Origin of the sequence: Rhodococcus qingshengii JCM 15477, from assembly GCF_023221595.1 — a bacterium.
GTDB lineage: Bacteria > Actinomycetota > Actinomycetes > Mycobacteriales > Mycobacteriaceae > Rhodococcus_F > Rhodococcus_F qingshengii.
In genome coordinates this window covers 5,261,681-5,277,363 of the sequence record NZ_CP096563.1, presented here as the reverse complement: position 1 = coordinate 5,277,363, position 15,683 = coordinate 5,261,681, and the positions used below count along the sequence as shown (strand labels likewise).

Below are 15,683 nucleotides of genomic sequence, written 5' to 3'. Positions count from 1 at the left end.
TGTCAAGGCGCACAGGTGTTTTTCGGGAGGGCGCTCGAATCAGAGCGTTGCGACGCAGACCGTGAACTTACGTTCCGGGTGCTCGAATCCCGAGTCTGCCCCCGAACCGCATTCGTCGATCGACGTGGAGTTCTGCAGGATTTCGACGACCTCGACTACATTGGTGCCGCTGGTATCCGAGCATTCGATGCGGGCGGGCTCGTCCATTCCGCTGCCGAGGTCCATGCATCCGCCGACTACCCAGTCGACGTCGAGACAGACAGCGCCCTGCTCGTCACCCGCGAGGGTCTCGTAGTAGTACGAGTCGACATCGGAGGCACACAGATCAGAGGTGGGAACCTTGGCGACCACCTTGTAGTTGGAATCCTTGCTACCGCAGTCCGCGTTGTCGATTTCCGCGGCCGTCGTGGTACCGCCGAGTTTGACGCAATCACCGATCGACACGTCGATGTCGACGTCGCCGCCATCGTCCGAACCCTCCTGGCCGGTGATCTTCGAGGTGGTCGGGGCTGCGGAGGTAGTGGTCGAATCGGCAACCGAGGAAGATGATTCCGCAATGGCTTTCGGCTCGATGTCGGAACCGCAACCGACGGTGAAGGCGGCGATTGCAGAAGTTGCGATCACCGCAGTGCAAAGTCGCCGGACGATTCCGGACATAAGGACCCCTTTGTTGATTCTTGGATAGTTCTGTTGGTTCGTGGATTGTTCGGGACCTATTCCAATACATCGGTAGTCGAATTGCCAACCGGACTGTCAGTATGGGTAGGTGGAGCTACCCCTGATGCCGCCGCTCGCCCCGATGCTCGCGAAGGCTGCGGCCACTGTGCCGCCTCAGCCCGAGTCCGGTGACCCGACGTGGTCGTACGAGCCGAAATGGGACGGATTTCGAGCAATCATCTTTCGTGACGGTGACGAAGTGGTGCTCGGATCGCGAGGAGGAAAGGACCTGGCGCGGTACTTTCCCGAAGCGGTGGAAGCTGTCAAGTCTGAATTGCCCGAAAAATGTGTGGTGGACGGAGAACTGGTGGTTCCCCGTGAGATCGACGGTGTGACGCGCCTGAGTTGGGAAGCGCTCTCCGAGCGGATTCACCCCGCCGCGAGCCGCGTCGCATTGTTGTCGGAACACACGCCCGCGCAATTTGTCGGGTTCGATTTACTGGCGCTCGGGGATCGCGACGTCTCGATCGAGGACTTCGGGGTTCGACGTGCGTTGCTCCTCGATTGCGTCGGTGGCGGGCCGAGTTGCCACGTCACGGCAGCGACGGCCGACAGCGCCGAAGCAATGGCCTGGTTCGAAACCTTCGAAGGCGCGGGTCTCGACGGGGTTGTCGCCAAGAGGCTGGCGGGACCGTACCTGCCGAACAAGCGCGAGATGATCAAGGTGAAACACGCCAGGACCGCGGATGTCGTACTGCTGGGCTACCGTCCCCACAAGAGTCAGCCAGGTATCGGGTCGATGCTTCTTGGTCTGTACGACGGTTCCGAATTGAAGATGGTCGGTGGCGCTTCTGCTTTCACCGCGGCGCGGCGGATCGAGTTGTTGGCCGAACTCGAACCTTTGCGCCTCGGGGACGACGTTGTAGCCGAGGGAGAGGCCAGCCGGTGGAGATCGGCCGCAGACCGCTCCTGGATTCCGCTTCGTCCTGAGAGGGTGCTCGAAGTGGCGTACGACCAGATGGAAGGGGAACGCTTTCGGCACGCTGCACGATTCCTGCGCTGGCGTCCGGACAGGGTGCCCGACGAATGCACTTTCGATCAGTTGGAGGTTCCGGTGCGATACGACTTCGCGGATGTTCTTGCAGGCGGTAAGTGATGGCGAGCCCGGCAGAGGAACTGGACGTCGACGGGATCGCGGTCCGATTGTCGAGCCCGGACAAGATCTACTATCCGCAGTTGGGTGAGGACGGCGGAACCAAACGGCATCTTGTCGAGTACTACCGAACGGTGGCGCTGCAGGGTGCAGCGTTGCGGGCGCTCCAAGATCGGCCCACGCATCTTCAGCGATTCCCCGACGGCACCGAGGGCGAAGAGGTTTACCAGAAGCGGCTGCCGGCAAAACGGCCCGAGCACGTCGAATCCTGCGAGGTCACGTTCCCGTCGGGTCGCAAGGCCGACGTCCTTCGAGTGCGAAGTGCTGCGAACATCGTGTGGGCCGCCAATCTCGGGACTGTCACGTTTCATCCCTGGGCCGTGCGGTGCCCGGACACCGACCACCCGGACGAACTGCGCATCGATCTCGATCCGCAACCGGGGACCGGGTTCGACGAGGCCGTTGCCATCGCGGACGAGGTCCTTCGCCCTCTGCTCGCCGAGTTGGGATTGGAAGGATTTCCCAAGACGTCCGGTGGCCGAGGCCTTCACGTCTACATCCCGCTCGAGGCGCGCTGGGATTTCGTCGAGGTCCGTCACGCGGGTATCGCCCTTGCTCGTGAAGTCGAGCGTCGTAGTGCCGATCGCGCCACAACCGCGTGGTGGAAGGAAGAGCGGGGTGAACGGATCTTCATCGACTTCAATCAGAATGCCCGTGACCGGACGATCGCGGCGGCGTATTCCGCTCGTAAGACGCCGATCGCAACTGTGTCGACGCCGGTGACCTGGGACGAACTGCGCGACGTGCATCCAGACGACTGCACCATCGCCACGGTTCCCGGCTTGCTCGCCGATCGTGGTGATCCGATGGAAGCCATGCACGACAAGGCCTTTGCCCTCGATGTTCTGTTGGAGATGTGGGAGAAGGATCTGGCGGCAGGACTGGGCGATCTGCCGTACCCGCCGAACTATCCCAAAATGCCCGGTGAACCCAAACGTGTTCAACCGAGCAAGGACCGCGATCGGAAGAACAAAGACGGGTAGCGTCAGAGGCGGACATATCGGGTAATTCGATCAGACGTCGAATGTACGGTCACGTCGAATGCACTGTGGGGGTTGGATATGGATCGCCGGAAAATGCGAGCAGCAAGCTTAGCGGCGGGTGGCGTGATTCTTGCCGCCTTCGGATTGTCACTCGGTAGCGGAACAGCGTCGGCCGCGACGTTGGATTGTTCGGCGCGCGGGCAAGATCAGACGATCGTCGACGGGTCATCCGCATGCCGAGCGGTGGCAGATCCCTCCAGTTACGCGATTTCACACGTCGAGGGCGACGGTGTCGGCGTCGCGGATTCTCGAGACGGTGGCAGGTCGGCAGGCGTCGGACTCTTCGGCGGCGTTGCTGCGGCGGAGTCGCGCGGTGGGTTACTTGCCGCCGTTGCGTACGGCCCGGGTTCGCTCGCACTCGGTCGCACCGACTCCTCACCCTTTGCCGTGGTGCTCAGCGGACCTGGCGGCAGAGCGGCAGTGGGTGACGCGGACGTCGGGGCGATCTGCTCAGGTGGTCCCACCCTTGTTTTCAATATCGCCACAGGTCAGGGATGTTTCAGCGACGGCACTTCGACGTGGGTCACCCCGTGAGGGCACCCCGGCCCTGAGCCTCTTGCGTGACAGTGGTCACAATGGTGTCAAGCTCCTGCCACCGATCGGGTGACCGGGCAACTTGATCAGCGGGGATCGGAGGACGCGATGACTCCCAGTGCACGACGGGGTTCACTCGCCCGGGTGGAGGTGCCTTCGCGCACCGAGCTGTACGTGGACCGGCGATTCCTTCCCTTGGCCGACCGCTTCTTCGCGATGTATCGCCAACCGCAACAAGGCGGCGGTGCGCTGGTCGTGTACCTGGGCGGCGAGAAAGTGCTCGACATCTGGGCCGGCAATGCCGATCGTGATCGGCGCTGGGACCACGACACGGTGTCGCTGTCGTTCTCGACCGGCAAAGGCGTCGCCAGCACCGTCGTTCACCGACTCGCCGAACGTGGGTTGATCGACTACGACGCCCCGGTTGCTCGGTACTGGCCTGAATTCGCGGCGGCCGGCAAGGACAAGATCACCGTCCGCGAACTGATGTCACATCGCGCGGGCCTTCACCGAGTTCGCGGCTTGATGCCGCATCCTCTCGACCTGATGGACTACGACGCGGTCGTTGCCGCCCTGGCTGCCGAGAAACCGGATCCGCGTCGGCTTCGAGGCCCCGGCTATCACGCTGTGACCTACGGCTGGTTGGTAGCCGAACTTGTGGCCAGGGTGACCGGTCAGCCGTTCATCGACGTCGTACAAGCGGAGATAGCGAAGCCCCTCGGAGTCGACGAATTCTGGTACCGCGTACCCGAAACCGAACGTCCACGGATCGCGAAGCTGTTCCCACATATCAACCCTGCCGGCTTGAACTGGGCCTTCGCGTCGACCGTGCTCTCACACGTCGGTCCGACTCGCGGACTCGCCGAGGCCGCGATGCCGGACGGTTTCGACGTCATGGTGCGCAACCCGGCTGTCCACGACGCTGTCATGCCGGGCTGGAACGGAGTGTTCAGCGCGCGTGCTCTCGCGAAGATGTACGGCGCCATCGCGAACGGCGGCGTGATCGACGGGAAGCGGTTCCTGAAGGAATCGACCATCGACCAGATGTCGACCATCCAGACTCGCGATCGGGATTACGTGCTGGCGGTGCGGCCCAACTGGACTCTCGGTTACCACCCGCCGATCATTGCCGCGCGGCGGCAGCCGCGGAATGCGATAGGCCACTACGGAGTCGGCGGTTCAGGCGCGTATGCGGACCTGTCCAGCGGACTCTCGCTCGGTTTCACCACCAACAGGTTGGGTAGTGCTGTGACAGCTCTCGGTGATCTTCGCCTTGCGAGGCTCGGCGCCGAGGCGCAGGAGTTGGTTCGTCGAATCTGACACGAAGGGAATGCCATGAGCAGCAACGTGTACCGGGTGACCGAGATCGTCGGCTCGTCCACCGAGAGCAGTGACGCGGCAATTCGCACCGCCATCGCCCGGGCGAACGAGACGGTGCGCAACCTCGAATGGTTCGAGGTGGTGGAAACTCGCGGTCACATCGAGAACGGCGCCGTGGCGCATTTCCAGGTCACGTTGAAGGTCGGCTTCCGGCTCGACGGCGACGAATCTTGAGTCGTCGTTCATGAGTGTTGATCTCAGGGCGGCCGTCGGGTTCATGGCGGGACATGCCAGAACTCTCGATCGGCATCGACTGAAATTGATTCTCGGACAGGGGGACCGGACCGCGGCATTGGCGGCTGTGGACAGTTATCGCAACCCGGACGGTGGGTACGGCTGGGGACTCGAACCGGATCTTCGCTCGGCATCGAGCCAACCTGGCGGCGCGCTGCACGCCTTCGAAGCCTTTGCCGACATCGGAACGCCGACGCCCAGAGCCGTCGAACTGTGCGACTGGTTGCAGACCAATTCGCTGGCAGACGGCGGTTTGCCGTTCGCCTTCCCGATCGCCGACCCGGCCGGTTGTGCGCCCTTCTGGGTGGATGCGGATCCGTTGGCGCCGTCGTTGCAGATCACCAGCATCGTGTGTGCTGCAGCGGCTCGCGTTGCCGAATTCGACGAGGCCGTCGCCGAACATCCGTGGTTCGCCTCTGCCGTTCGATATTGCCTCGACGCGATCGACGGGGCGGATTCTCTGCATGCCCTCGAGCTCGCCTTTGCCTTGCAGTTTCTCGACGCGGTTCACCGGAACAGTCCCGAAGCGTCGTCGTTGGTGAGCACTCTTGGTTCGCGTATCCCGGCTGACGGCTTGGTTCACGTGGACGGGGGAGCCGAGGGCGAATTCATGCGGCCCCTCGATTTCTCACCGCTTCCCGGCGGCCCGACCCGCGCGTTGTTCGACGCATCAGTGATCGAGTCCGAACTGTCTGCGCTCGCTGCGCGACAACATGGCGACGGCGGTTGGGCGGTGGATTTCGACAGCTATTCGCCCGTCGCGGCGTTGGAATGGCGAGGTCACGCCACCGTGCAGGCGGTGTGGCTGATGAAGCGCAATGGGGTGATCTGAAAACGATTCTCGCGCCAAATTGGAACACGTTATAGTCTGGGAACCAGTTCGAGCTTCGTGTTTCAGGGATAGGGGAATGTCATGGCGTATGTGATCACGCAGCCGTGCTGCAACGACGCCTCGTGTGTTGACGTGTGTCCGGTCAATTGCATTCACCCGACACCGGACGAAGCTCCGTTCGCGACCACCGAAATGCTCTACATCGATCCCGACACCTGCATCGATTGTGGTGCGTGTGTGGACGAATGCCCGGTCGAGGCGATCTTCCCGGACAACGAACTCGACGAGGACGACGCGCCGTACCTGCAGATGAATGCGTCGTACTTCGAGAAGCATCCGATGGGCCCGGATTGGCCCGAGCCGATCACGATGGCCAAGATCGATCCCGAACTGGGAACGCTGAAAGTGGCGATCGTCGGCTCCGGCCCGGCCGCCTGCTACGCGGCGATGGAACTGACCGGCAAGCCTCGCGTCGAGGTCGACATGTTCGATCGACTTCCCACTCCATACGGTTTGGTGCGCGCCGGCGTGGCGCCAGACCATCCCGGAACCAAGGGGGTCACCGATCAGTTCCGCGCCGTCGTCGCGAAGAAGACTGTGCGCTGCCACTTCAACGTCGAGGTGGGCACCCACATCTCGCATTCGGAACTCTTGGACCATCACCACGCAGTGATCTACGCGGTGGGTGCTGCCGGGGATCGCAAGCTCGAGATCCCGGGCGAGGATCTGCCGGGAAGTCACGCCGCCACCGAGTTCGTCGCCTGGTACAACGGCCACCCGGGATATGCCGATCGGACTTTCGATCTGTCCGGCGAGCGAGCGGTGATCGTCGGAAACGGCAACGTCGCACTCGACGTCGCACGCATCCTGGTGACCGACCCTGACCAGCTTGCGAAGACGGACCTCGCCGAGCACGCATTGGAAGCGCTGCGGAACAGCAAGATTCGTGAGGTGGTCATTCTCGGGCGTCGTGGGCCGGCGCAGGCCGCGTACACCAATCCCGAACTGTTGGCGCTCGGACAGATGGCGAACGTGGACGTAGTCGTCGACCCGATCGAAGCCGAACTCGACGAGGCCAGTCAGGCGTTCGTGGAAAGCGATGCCGCCGAGCCGTCCGTCCTGCTCAAGGTCAAGCAGGCGCAGGAATTTGCTTCGCGTACCGCAGATCCTTCTCGCAAGCGGATCGTTCTCCGGTTCCTCACCTCTCCCGTCGAGATCCTCGGCGACGGTGAAGTCTCGCAGGTGCGGATGGTGAAAAACGAATTGGTGGCAACGCCGACCGGTCAGCTCTCCGCCCGGCCTACCGAGACCGAGGAGACGATCGACACTTCACTGGTGCTTCGGTCGGTCGGATACCGCGGCACACCGATGGCCGACTTGCCCTTCGACGACGCTCGCGGCGTGATCCCCAACGAGAACGGCAGAGTAATCGACACCGAGACCGGAACGCCGATCCCGGGTGTCTACGTCGCGGGTTGGATCAAGCGCGGACCGACGGGCGTGATCGGCACCAACAAGTACTGCTCCGCCGAGACCGTGTCGATGATCTTCGACGACTTCGCTGGTGGGCGCCTCGCCACCCCGACCGAGGATGCCGACAAGTTGCAGGTTTTGTTGGCAGACCGGTCGCCGGATCAGGTGGACTATCAAGGTTGGCAGCGTATCGACAAGGCAGAACGCGCATCCGGTGCCGCAACCGGACGACCGCGAACCAAACTCATCTCGATCGAATCCATGTTGGCCGCTGCCCGCAGCGACGGATAGCAACGTTTGGGCGAACATCCGAATTGCTCGATTGCCGCTTTTGTGTGTTAATGACTATGGAAATGTGCGGTTTGCTCTCTTCGGCGTGCTCGGGTGTGTAGGTGTGCGCCCGGCGGGCGCGTCCGAATGGTGCATCGGCATCGGTGCCAGGCGGGTATCGATGCCGGCCGCGCAAAATCCACGTGAGTACGTGGTCATTCGAGCGAAGGTAGTGACATGGGCAGCAAACAGGGTCGTCGGACGTCACGGGTTGCCGTGGCAATCGTCGGAGCGGTGGCTGCCGGCCTGGCTCTCGCCGGACCTTCCGCGGCCGTTCCTCTCTTCCCCGGTGGACCCGACATTCCGTTGCCCGTCATTCCCGGCGTTCCGTACCTCGATCCGGCGATTCCGGTTCCGGGCATCCCGGGTACACCGATTCAGGCTCCCATCGGCGTCCCCAACTTCTCCGCGCCGTCGCTCAATCCGTCCGCGGGTGAGACAGTCGGCATCGCGCAGCCGATCATCATTCGTTTCAACGAGGCCGTCGGCGACCGTGCTACGGCCGAGCGCGCGATTCGCGTGACCACCGATCCTCCGGTCGAGGGCAGCTTCTACTGGATCAACGACAGCCAGGTCCGTTGGAAGCCGACACAGTTCTGGCCGGCGAACATCTCCGTGACCGTCGACGCCGGTGATTCGCACTCCACGTTCAACATCGGTGACGCACTCGTCACCGTCGCGGACGACAACACCAAGCAGGTCACCGTCACCCGCAACGGTGAGGTCGTGCGCACCATGCCGACGTCGTTCGGCAAGCCGGGTCACGAAACACCGAACGGCACGTACATCGTCGGCGAGCAGTTGCGCGACATGTACATGGATTCGTCCACGTACGGCGTCCCGATCGATTCTCCCGAGGGTTACCGCACCTACGTCGAGTACGCGACACGAATTTCCTACAGTGGCATCTTCGTCCATGCCGCTCCGTGGTCGGTTGCGCAACAAGGTTTCACCAATGTCAGCCACGGCTGCCTCAATGTCAGCACCGAGGACGCCAAGTGGTTCTTCGAGAACGCAGGCAAGGGTGACCCGGTGATCGTGCAGAACACCGCAGGTGGAGTCCTCAGCGGCGCCGACGGATTGGGCGACTGGAACCGCTAGACATCGACGAGGAAGGCCCTGCGCGAGAAGTATTCGCGCAGGGCCTTTTTCGTGTCGCGTTCAGCTCGAGTGTCTTGTACGTTCACCATTCATTCGTTGCGGGCGGTCAGACTGCCTCAGTGAGATCGAGTCCGGAAAGAACGCTGCCCACATCAGGCAAGCCAGGTCTGTGGGGCAGACCATGGCGTGATTACGCGCTGTTCGCGCTCTTGGTAGGTCCCAATCTCGCGTTGCTGATCTTGTTCACCTATCGCCCGCTGGTGGACAACATCCGACTTTCGTTCTTCGACTGGAACATTGCGGACCCGAAGGCGACGTTCATCGGGCTGAGCAATTACCGCGAGTGGTTCGGACGAAGCGACACCTGGCAGATCGTCACCAACACAGTGGTATTCACATTGGTCACAGTGGTGGGTTCGATGGTCATCGGTTTGGCGTTGGCCATGCTGCTCGATCGCAAGCTCGTCGGGCGAAACCTGGTCCGGTCGGCCATCTTCGCGCCGTTCGTGATCTCCGGTGCAGCGATCGGTGTCGCGTTTCAGTTCGTCTTCGACCCCAACTTCGGCCTGATCCAGGATCTCCTGCACCGTGTCGGACTCCAATCGCCCGACTTCTATCAGGATCCCCACTGGGCGCTGTTCATGGTGACGGTGACATACATGTGGAAGAACCTCGGGTACACGTTTGTCATCTATCTCGCTGCACTGCAAGGAGTTCGGCAGGAGCTGAACGAAGCTGCCGAAATCGACGGCGCCAAGCCGTGGACCAAGTTCCGCCGGGTTCTCCTACCTCAGTTGCGCCCGACGACGTTCTTCCTCTCCATCACCGTCATGCTCAACTCGCTCCAGGTCTTCGACATCATCAACGTCATGACCCGAGGTGGTCCGCTGGGTACAGGGACGACAACGATGGTCTACCAGGTGTACAACGAGACGTTCCGAAACTTCCGGGCGGGCTACGGTGCGACGGTTGCCACCATCATGTTCCTGATCCTGCTGATCATCACCGTCTACCAGGTTCGTGCCATGGATCGGGGAGAAGAGAAATGACAGCGGTAGAGGAAAAGAAAAGCGCTGCTCCGACTTCCGTCGTTAGGCCGGGGCCGGACCGCAAGAACGTGGACCGGCGTGAGGTCGGTGTGAAGATCCTCGGCTATGCGGCAATGGTGATCGCGTTGGTCATCATCGTCCTGCCGCTCTACTGGATCGTGATGACCTCGTTCAAGGAGCGCCCGGAGATCTACACGCAGCCGGCAACGTGGTGGCCGTCGTCGCTGCATCCCGAAAACTATTCGGAAGCAACCACATCGGTCCCGTTCTGGATGTTCTTGCGGAACTCGATAGTGATCACGACGATTCTGTCGGCGGCGAAGTTCGTTCTGGGGACTCTCAGCGCCTATGGGCTTGTTTTCCTGCGCTTCCCGGGGAAGAACTTCGTCTTTCTCGGAATCATCGCCGCATTGATGGTTCCGAACCAGATCACCGTGATCTCGAATTACGCGCTCGTGGCAGAGTGGGGCTGGCGTAACACGTTCCAGGGCATCATAGTTCCGCTCGCGGGTGTAGCCTTCGGTACGTTCCTCATGCGCAACCACTTCCTCTCGATCCCTTCGGAGATCGTCGAGGCGGCGCGGATGGACGGAGCCGGCCACTGGCGGTTGCTCTGGCGCGTGGTGCTCCCCGTTTCCGGACCCACGATGGTGGCGTTCGGCATCATCACGGTGGTCAACGAATGGAACGAGTACCTGTGGCCGTTCCTCATGTCCGACGATTCCTCGGTAGCACCGCTGCCGATCGGATTGACCCAACTGCAGAACAACGACGGACTTACCAACTGGGGTCCGGTCATGGCAGGAACGGTGCTGACGATGCTACCGATCCTGGTGATTTTCCTTCTGCTGCAAAGACACATGATCAAGGGCCTCACCTCCGGTGCGGTCAAGGGCTGACAGCTTTCCCGTCACATTTCTTTCTCGAGGAGCAGTAATGGCAAACATGAACAGGCGCGGATTCTTTAGCCTCGGCGGTGCAATCGCCGCCGGCGCCGCACTGACCGCGTGCGCGGGATCCGGCGGGTCGAGCGCTGATGCTGCGGGAACATCCGGTGCGTCGGGTGATTCCAACACCATCACCTTCTGGTCGAACCATCCGGGTAAGTCCACCGACGTGGAGAAGGAACTGATCAACCGCTTCCAGACCAAGTACCCGGACCTGAAGGTCAACTTGGTGGACGGCGGCAAGAACTACGAAGAGGTGGCACAGAAGTTCAACGCTGCCCTCTCCGGTGGAGATGTGCCCGATGTGGTTGTGCTGTCGGATGTCTGGTGGTTCAACTATGCACTGGCCGGGGCAATCGAGCCGCTCGACGGACTCTTCTCCGAGGTGGGGGTCGACTCGGCCGACTACGTCGATTCACTGCTCGCCGACTACCTGTTCCAGGGCAAGCACTATGCGCTTCCCTACGCGCGGTCGACGCCGTTGTTCTACTACAACAAGGCGGTCTGGTCGCAGGCAGGTCTTCCCGACCGTGGGCCGGCGACATGGCAGGAGTTCGACGAGTGGGGACCCGAGCTGCAGAAGGTCGTGGGCAACGGCAAGTTGGCACACGGGTGGGGCAACGCGAAGGATTACCTCGGCTGGACCTACGAAGGCCCAATCTGGACGTTCGGCGGCTCGTACTCCGACCAGTGGAATCTGCAGCTCGACAACGAGAAGACCATTGCCGCAGGGCAGTTCCTCTCCAGCATGATTCACGACAAGAAGTACGCCGCGGTCTCCACTGACATCGCGAACGAATTCGGTACCGGCATTCTGGCGTCGACCATCGCGTCGACGGGCGATCTGTCCGGCATCAAGAAGACTGCCAACTTCGACTTCGGCACCGCTTTCCTCCCGGCAGTGGACGGAACTCCCGGTTGCCCCACCGGCGGTGCCGGGCTTGCCATCCCGTCCAAGATCTCCGATCAGCGTAAGAAGAACGCGCTCAAGTTCATCGACTTCATCACCAATGGTGAGAACACGGCGTACTTCTCGCAGAACGTCGGCTACATGCCGGTCCGCAAGTCGGCAACCTCGGAGCCGAGCATGAAGGCGTTCCTCGACGCGAACCCCAACTCCCGTACCGCTGTGGATCAGCTCTCGCGTACGCGCTCGCAGGACTACGCACGCGTGTTCGTCCCGGGTGGGGATCAGATCATCGGCACCGGACTCGAGCAGATCGCTCTCCAGAAGGCCGACGTCGCATCGACATTCGCCGGCGTTGCCACGCAGTTGCAGCAGATCATCGACCGGCAGATCACCCCCAAGCTGCCGAAGTAGTAGGAGAGAACACTCATGGCCAACGTGCAATTCGCGGGAGTCACGCACCGCTACGAAGGAACCGATCGACCGGCAGTCGACCGTCTCGACCTCGACATCGCCGACGGTGAGTTCCTGGTACTCGTAGGACCTTCCGGTTGCGGTAAGTCCACCAGCCTGCGAATGCTCGCCGGTCTCGAGTCCGCGTCGGACGGCCGGATCGAGATCGGCGGCACGGACGTCACGCACCTCGCTCCGCGAGCACGTGACGTCGCCATGGTGTTTCAGAGTTACGCGCTGTACCCGAACATGACCGTCGAGCAGAACATGGGTTTTGCGCTCCAGAACGCGGGAGTGGGAAAGGCCGAGCGACGGGAACGGGTACTCGAGGCCGCGCGGATGCTCGAACTCGAACCCTTGCTCGGACGGAAACCGGCAAAGCTGTCGGGCGGGCAACGTCAGCGAGTTGCCATGGGTAGAGCCATCGTTCGCCATCCCAAGGTGTTCTGCATGGACGAACCACTCAGTAATCTGGACGCCAAACTGCGCGTCAGCACACGGTCGCAGATCGCCGCCCTACAGCGTCGACTCGGCACCACGACGGTCTACGTCACCCACGATCAGGTCGAAGCGATGACGATGGGGGACCGAGTGGCGGTGATGCTGGACGGTCGCTTGCAGCAGGTGGCGAAGCCGCGCGAACTCTACGACAACCCCGTCAACACCTTTGTGGCCGCCTTCATCGGATCGCCCGGCATGAACCTGATCGAAGCGCCGGTCGAGGGAACCGTCGCAGTGCTCGGTGATCTGCGGATTCCGCTGCCCACCGGGGCGTCCGAGCGGGAGCGGGTCGTCGTGGGAGTGCGCCCGGAATCGTGGGATCTGGTGGGAGCGTGGCGAAAGGGCTCGCTGGCCGTGGATGCCGATCTGCTCGAAGAGTTGGGAGCCGAATCGTTCGTCTATGCAAAGGGTGCCCCGGATTCGCAGTGGCAGAGCCGATCCGGTCGAATCGTCATTCGCGTCGACCGGAAGATGTCGGTGGCACCGGGGGAGTCGCTTCATCTGCTGCCCAAGGCCGGCGAGGTGTACTTCTTTTCCGCGGAGACCGGAGTACGTCTGTAGCGATACTGTGTGCGGCATGACCGTCGCACGTTCGCTGTTGCTGTTCGTACTCGCCGCGCTGCTCGAAATCGGGGGCGCGTGGTTGGTGTGGCAGGGAATTCGCGAGCACAAGGGATGGATCTGGGTGGGGCTCGGCGTCATCTCGCTCGGCCTCTACGGTCTGGTCGCCACCATGCAACCCGATGCGAACTTCGGGCGCATCCTCGCCGCGTACGGCGGGATCTTCGTCGCAGGTTCACTGCTGTGGGCGGTGGTGATGGACGGATTCCGCCCGGATCGTTTCGACATCGCCGGTGCGCTGATCTGTCTGGTCGGCGTCGGGGTGATCATGTACGCCCGGTAGGCCTTCGGCCCCGTGCGCGCTCAGGGAGTCCAGGGGGTCCCTAAGCGCGCACAGGGGCTTGCCCCTGCTACCAGATCTTCACACGCTTCTCCGGCTCCAAATACAGTGCGTCACCGGGCTTGACGTCGAACTCCTCGTGGAACGTGTCGAGGTTGCGGACGACGCCGTTGCACCGGAACTCCGGCGGCGAGTGCGGGTCGACGGCCAGACGGCGAAGCGCTTCGGCCTCACGGGCCTTCGTGCGCCATACCTGCGCCCACCCGAAGAACACGCGCTGCAAGCCGGTGAGTCCGTCGATGACCGGAGGTTCGGTACCTTCGGTCGCGATCTTGTACGCCGCGATCGCGATCGACAGCCCGCCGAGGTCGCCGATGTTCTCGCCGATCGTGAACTCGCCGTTGACGTGGTGGCCCGGCAGTTCCTTGGGCTCGAACTCGTTGTACTGCTCGATGAGAGCCTTTGTGCGCTTGCCGAATTCGCTGCGGTCCTCGTCGGTCCACCAGTCGACCATGTTGCCGTCGCCGTCGTACTTGGCGCCCTGATCGTCGAATCCGTGACCGATCTCGTGGCCGATGACGGCGCCGATGCCGCCGTAGTTGGCAGCGTCGTCGGCTGCCGCGTCGAAGAACGGCGGCTGGAGAATGGCTGCGGGGAACACGATTTCGTTCATGCCCGGGTTGTAGTAGGCGTTGACGGTCTGCGGCGTCATGAACCACTCGTCACGGTCGACGGGGCCGCCCAGCTTGGCCAGGTCACGGTCGTACTCGGCGGCGTATCCGCGACGGTAGTTGCCCACCAGGTCGGTTGCCGAGATCTCGAGTCCGGCGTAGTCGCGCCACTTGTCGGGGTAACCGATCTTCGGGGTGAACTTCTCGAGCTTGGCCAATGCAGCCTCACGAGTCTGCGGGCTCATCCACTCGAGGTCGGAGATGTTGCGGCGGTACGCCTCCTGCAGGTTTGCGACCAGTTCCAGCATGCGGGTCTTCGCCTCTGCGGGGAAGTGTCGATCGACGTAGAGCTTGCCGACGGCCTCGCCGAGCAGATCCTGGACCAGGCTTACCCCGCGCTTCCAGCGCTCACGGTTCTCTTCGGTCCCGGACAGTGTGGTGCCGTAGAAAGCGAAAGTCTCGTCGACCAGGGCCGAATGCAGGTAAGGGGAGCGGGCATGAAGCACCTTCCACGCCGCCCATGCCTTCCAGTCGTCCAGTGACTCCGACGCCCAGAGTGCGGTGAAGGTGTGCAGGAATTCGGGCTGGCGGACCACGATCTCGGCGAACTTCTCCGAATCGGCGCCGAGACCGGACAGCCAGGCCGCCCAGTCCAAACCGGGGTTCTGCTCGGTCAGTTCCTCGAAGCCCACCAGGTTGTAACTCAAATCTGCGTCACGACGCTTGACGACGTCCCAGTGCCCGGCCGCGATCTTCTTCTCGAGTTCGAACACACGCTGGGCGTCGTACCCGACGCCGGCCAGGGTGAACATCTTGTCGATGTGCGCGACGTACTTCTCGCGGATCTCCGCGTAGTTGTCCTCGCGGTAGTACGACTCGTCGGGGAGGCTGATTCCCGACTGGCTGAAGTGGATCAGGTACCGCTCGGAGTTCTTGGCATCGGTGTCGACGTAATGCGAGATGGCACCGCCGACGCCGACGCGCTGGTGGCGTCCGATCACGGTGGCCAGCGACGACCGGTCCGGCGCATCGGCGACGGCGTCGAGCTCGTCGTCGATGGGGCCGAGGCCTGCGGCCTCCACGGCGTCGGCGTCCATGAAGCTCGAGTACAGGTCGCCGATGCGCTGTGCATCGGTACCGGCGGCCGAGTTGGACTCCGCGGCTTCAGTGATGATGGTCTGTACGTCTTCTTCGGCCTTGTCGTAGAGCGTCCGGAAGGCCCCGTCGACTGCGCGGTCTGCCGGAATCTCGTATTCGGCGAGCCATTTTCCGTTGACGTGGACGAACAGATCGTCCTGCGCCCGTGTGTCGCCGTCGAGGTGGGTGAGGTCGATGCCTGAGCGATGAGCCGTGGTCATTTCTCCATCCTTACACGATCATGACGAACTGCTCGGTGTGTGCGCGATCGCTCCACGCCGAGTTCATCTCTTGTGCTGGGCAACGTCGGTATGGCATGG

15 protein-coding genes are annotated in these 15,683 nt (G+C 62.5%); 13 read left to right on the top strand and 2 right to left on the bottom strand.

Annotated elements, in window-relative coordinates; all coding sequences use genetic code 11:
- Positions 1–39 precede the first annotated feature (39 nt).
- Positions 40–657 carry an LppU family putative lipoprotein gene (gene lppU, locus M0639_RS24180; protein WP_007731384.1) on the bottom strand — a complete coding sequence of 206 codons (618 nt, stop codon included), beginning with the start codon at positions 655–657 and terminating at the stop codon, positions 40–42.
- Between the two features lie 109 nt (positions 658–766).
- On the opposite strand from lppU, the gene M0639_RS24175 reads away from it, so the two are divergent.
- From M0639_RS24175 to M0639_RS24115, 13 genes are all read left to right on the top strand, one after another.
- Complete coding sequence (locus M0639_RS24175; RefSeq protein WP_064073473.1) at positions 767–1,813, top strand: ATP-dependent DNA ligase; 1,047 nt, start codon at positions 767–769, stop codon at positions 1,811–1,813.
- Positions 1,813–2,853, top strand: coding sequence for a non-homologous end-joining DNA ligase (ligD, locus tag M0639_RS24170; protein WP_064073472.1), 1,041 nt, complete (start codon positions 1,813–1,815; stop codon positions 2,851–2,853). Before M0639_RS24175 ends, ligD begins: the two co-directional genes overlap by 1 nt.
- 78 nt (positions 2,854–2,931) lie before the next feature.
- Positions 2,932–3,447, top strand: a complete 516-nt coding sequence (locus M0639_RS24165; protein ID WP_037128623.1) for a DUF6764 family protein — start codon at positions 2,932–2,934, stop codon at positions 3,445–3,447.
- 108 nt (positions 3,448–3,555) lie between these two features.
- Entirely contained in the window at positions 3,556–4,767 is a 1,212-nt protein-coding gene (locus M0639_RS24160) for a serine hydrolase domain-containing protein (protein ID WP_064073487.1), read from the top strand.
- 15 nt (positions 4,768–4,782) lie between these two features.
- A complete protein-coding gene (locus M0639_RS24155) occupies positions 4,783–5,001 on the top strand; it encodes a dodecin (protein ID WP_003939815.1) in 219 nt (72 codons plus the stop codon).
- Positions 5,002–5,011: 10 nt separating this feature from the next.
- On the top strand, positions 5,012–5,893 hold the full coding sequence (locus M0639_RS24150) for a hypothetical protein (protein WP_064073471.1): 882 nt from the start codon (positions 5,012–5,014) through the stop codon (positions 5,891–5,893).
- An 81-nt stretch (positions 5,894–5,974) separates the two neighbouring features.
- A complete protein-coding gene (locus M0639_RS24145) occupies positions 5,975–7,657 on the top strand; it encodes an FAD-dependent oxidoreductase (RefSeq protein WP_064073470.1) in 1,683 nt (560 codons plus the stop codon).
- 216 nt (positions 7,658–7,873) lie between these two features.
- A complete protein-coding gene (locus M0639_RS24140) occupies positions 7,874–8,797 on the top strand; it encodes a L,D-transpeptidase (protein ID WP_007731397.1) in 924 nt (307 codons plus the stop codon).
- A gap of 74 nt (positions 8,798–8,871) precedes the next feature.
- Positions 8,872–9,846 (top strand): carbohydrate ABC transporter permease, encoded by a 975-nt coding sequence (locus M0639_RS24135; protein ID WP_003940557.1) that lies wholly within the window; start codon positions 8,872–8,874, stop codon positions 9,844–9,846.
- Positions 9,843–10,745 carry a carbohydrate ABC transporter permease gene (locus M0639_RS24130; RefSeq protein WP_003939837.1) on the top strand — a complete coding sequence of 301 codons (903 nt, stop codon included), beginning with the start codon at positions 9,843–9,845 and terminating at the stop codon, positions 10,743–10,745. The genes M0639_RS24135 and M0639_RS24130 overlap by 4 nt, the downstream gene beginning before the upstream one ends.
- A 37-nt stretch (positions 10,746–10,782) precedes the next feature.
- Positions 10,783–12,114 carry an ABC transporter substrate-binding protein gene (locus M0639_RS24125; protein ID WP_064073469.1) on the top strand — a complete coding sequence of 444 codons (1,332 nt, stop codon included), beginning with the start codon at positions 10,783–10,785 and terminating at the stop codon, positions 12,112–12,114.
- A 15-nt stretch (positions 12,115–12,129) separates the two neighbouring features.
- Positions 12,130–13,215: an ABC transporter ATP-binding protein gene (locus M0639_RS24120; RefSeq protein ID WP_054187729.1), complete on the top strand. Its 1,086-nt coding sequence runs from the start codon at positions 12,130–12,132 to the stop codon at positions 13,213–13,215.
- A gap of 16 nt (positions 13,216–13,231) precedes the next feature.
- The gene (locus M0639_RS24115) at positions 13,232–13,558 is read left to right on the top strand and encodes a YnfA family protein (RefSeq protein ID WP_003940244.1); all 327 of its coding nucleotides are present in this window, start codon (positions 13,232–13,234) and stop codon (positions 13,556–13,558) included.
- A gap of 67 nt (positions 13,559–13,625) precedes the next feature.
- On the opposite strand, the gene M0639_RS24110 is transcribed toward M0639_RS24115, so the two are convergent.
- Positions 13,626–15,584 carry a M13 family metallopeptidase gene (locus tag M0639_RS24110; protein WP_007731407.1) on the bottom strand — a complete coding sequence of 653 codons (1,959 nt, stop codon included), beginning with the start codon at positions 15,582–15,584 and terminating at the stop codon, positions 13,626–13,628.
- Positions 15,585–15,683 lie beyond the last annotated feature (99 nt).